The organism is Hymenobacter frigidus (assembly GCF_014640435.1).
GTDB lineage: Bacteria > Bacteroidota > Bacteroidia > Cytophagales > Hymenobacteraceae > Hymenobacter > Hymenobacter frigidus.
Genome location: NZ_BMGY01000092.1, coordinates 1 through 2,359, shown reverse-complemented (window position 1 = coordinate 2,359; position 2,359 = coordinate 1). Strand labels below are relative to the sequence as shown.

General features: G+C 56.8%; 4 protein-coding genes and 1 pseudogene. 1 reads left to right on the top strand and 4 read right to left on the bottom strand.

Features of this window, described 5'->3' with window-relative positions; all coding sequences use genetic code 11:
* Positions 1-436: 436 nt before the first annotated feature.
* The 4 genes and pseudogenes from IEW17_RS21565 to IEW17_RS21170 all read right to left on the bottom strand — a co-directional run bounded on the left by IEW17_RS21565 (position 437) and on the right by IEW17_RS21170 (position 1,439).
* Positions 437-583, bottom strand: coding sequence for a transposase (locus tag IEW17_RS21565; protein WP_188563934.1), 147 nt, complete (start codon positions 581-583; stop codon positions 437-439).
* A 25-nt stretch (positions 584-608) separates the two neighbouring features.
* Positions 609-767 (bottom strand): annotated as a pseudogene (locus tag IEW17_RS21180) (IS5/IS1182 family transposase); the annotation flags it as partial.
* Between the two features lie 39 nt (positions 768-806).
* Positions 807-1,184, bottom strand: a complete 378-nt coding sequence (locus IEW17_RS21175) for a hypothetical protein (RefSeq protein WP_229749182.1) — start codon at positions 1,182-1,184, stop codon at positions 807-809.
* Positions 1,185-1,190: 6 nt separating this feature from the next.
* Positions 1,191-1,439: a transposase gene (locus IEW17_RS21170; protein WP_229749181.1), complete on the bottom strand. Its 249-nt coding sequence runs from the start codon at positions 1,437-1,439 to the stop codon at positions 1,191-1,193.
* 201 nt (positions 1,440-1,640) lie between these two features.
* On the opposite strand from IEW17_RS21170, the gene IEW17_RS20530 reads away from it, so the two are divergent.
* Positions 1,641-2,359 (top strand): transposase (locus IEW17_RS20530; RefSeq protein ID WP_188563933.1); only part of this gene is annotated, 719 nt, incomplete at its 3' end.

Below are 2,359 nucleotides of genomic sequence, written 5' to 3'. Positions count from 1 at the left end.
CGGTGGGAGAGTCGGTCGCCGCCAACCTTATTTCGTAACGCCCCCCGCCGCTTTCACCAGCCGCGGAGGGCGTTTTGCATTCTACCACCCCAAGCCGCCGGTTCCACACGTCCCCCACGCTGACTAAAAGTCACGCAGCAGCGTTACAGCGAATTTTTGCCAGTCCCTCAAGCAGTCGTACTCGTTATGAAGTGGAATGCGAGACTGGTGCAGAGACACGACCCTTTACGTCTCGGCATTTGCGCCGTTCCATCATCGTTCAACGCTGAGATACGAAGGGTTGCGTTTTTACCCCTTCTGCCTGATTTTTCGCAAATCGCTTTGTAATGAGTACATGTAAAAGTAACAGTTGTTGGGACTTAAGTAGTTACGCAAAAGTAATCGTATAATCTGAGCCAACTTTATTAAGCACGTATTCAATTCGTTCGAGCAGGGTTTAGTCGGTCTGGTAGTCTTCGGGGCGTACCCAGTAATGCTTGCAGCGGTGCCAGAGCAGCTCGATTCTGTTGAGTTCGGGGCTGTAGGGCGGCAAGAACAACAACGTCAATCCCTTGGCTGCCCATTCGGCGTGGCATGCGTACACGACGCATATACTTTAATGAAGCTGTTTAGAAAGTCGGTTTTCGGTTGATTTTTCGCAAAAAGATGACAACGAAGGCGAGCCAGTGCCAGGCCAGCCAATTGCCGACGCTGGTTTCGTAGCGCACGAGCAAGGTTTTAAAGCCGTCGAGCCAAGCGTTGGCGTGTTCGACCACGACGCGGCGGGCGTAAAGTTCGGGGTCGAAGGGGGTGTCGTCGTCGGTCTGTCAGTCGGCGGCGCGGCGGTTGCGGGGGATGTTGGCCTCGATGTCACGCCGGGCGCATTCCTGGCGAAAGGCCGTGGGGTCAAAGGCTTTGTCTGCGTTCAGAAACAGCCCGGCGACGGGAATATTGGCCGCTTCGAGCGAGGCGCAGATTTCCCCGAACAAGGCGTTGAGCAGGTGGGTGTCGTGGTGGTTGCCCGCCTGCGGGCTGGCGCAGGCCAGGGGCTGGCCCCGGTTATCGGCCAGGAACAGGGCCGTGGTGGTGCGGGCTTTTTTGCGGCCCTGGTAGCCGACGGCTTCCCCCCCGTTTTTGGCGGGCGTGTGGCTGCCGTCCAGCTGGACGCTGGAACATTCGAGGTGGGCCCCGTTTTCGCGCAACACATTGAGTCAGACCCCTTGCCAGGACCTGTCCTTGCGCCAAGCATTAAAGCGGGTGTACACGCCCTGCCAGGTCAGGGATGCGCCCGTAAAAAACTGTTTGACCGGCAATAAGCGCCACTGACAGCCGCTTTTGAGCTTGTAGAGAATGACTTCTACCAGCTCAAACGGCTCCACGACCGAGGGGCGGCCGTGGGCGGAGAACGGGAGCGCGGGCAGAATCCATTGGCGAATCATATCTCTGGACAGGACTTCCATTAAAATGCAAAAAAAGGAGTGTTACACCTCAAATTTCGCGCTTTTTTGGGAGTCCTTTGACTTTCTAAACAGCTTCAATAATTAAGGTTATTATTTTTTGCCAATGGCTTGGTAAAGATAATTGTCCTCACGCTCTAGCCCGCCTGAACTATCTAACAAGTTTAGGACTTACGCAGAAGGCGTAATTTGAAAGGAAAAGCCATGAAAGTGACCGCGCAACTTTACGGGCAGTTTCTGGTGAGCAGCCAGGTGAACTATACGGGCACGTACCTGGCCGACCACCTGGACGGGCTCACGCACGACAACGTGGGTTACTTTCTCAAGACCAGTCATTTCACGCCCCGCCAGCTCTGGCAGCAGGTGCGGCCGCAGGTCGTGCTCAGCGCCCGGGGCTACGTCTTGTTCGACGACACGGTGCTCGACAAGCACCACAGCCGGCGCATCGAACTGGTCCGCCGCCAGTACAGCGGCAACGCCCACGGCGTGATTGCCGGCATCGGCCTGGTCAATTGCGTGTACGTCAATCCCGACACCGACCAGTTCTGGCTCATTGACTACCGCCTCTTCGCCCCCGACGTGGACGGCAAGACCAAGCTCGACCACGTGGCCGACATGCTGGGCCAACTGGCCCCGCGCGGTGTTGCCTACCGTACGGTTCTGATGGACAGCTGGTACGCCACCACGGCCCTGTTCAAGTGGCTGCTGGCGGCCGGCAAAACCTTTTACTGCCCGCTGAAAAGTAACCGCCTGGTCGACGACTCCGGCGACCAGCAGCCCGACCAGCCGGTGGGCTGCCTGTGCTGGTCGAACGAGGAGGTAGCGCAAGGCAAGATACTGAAAGTAAAGTGGATGCCTAAGAAGCTGTTTGAGTTAGCAGAACTTCAGGGTTCTGCGAATGTTAACTATTGCAATCCAGGCAT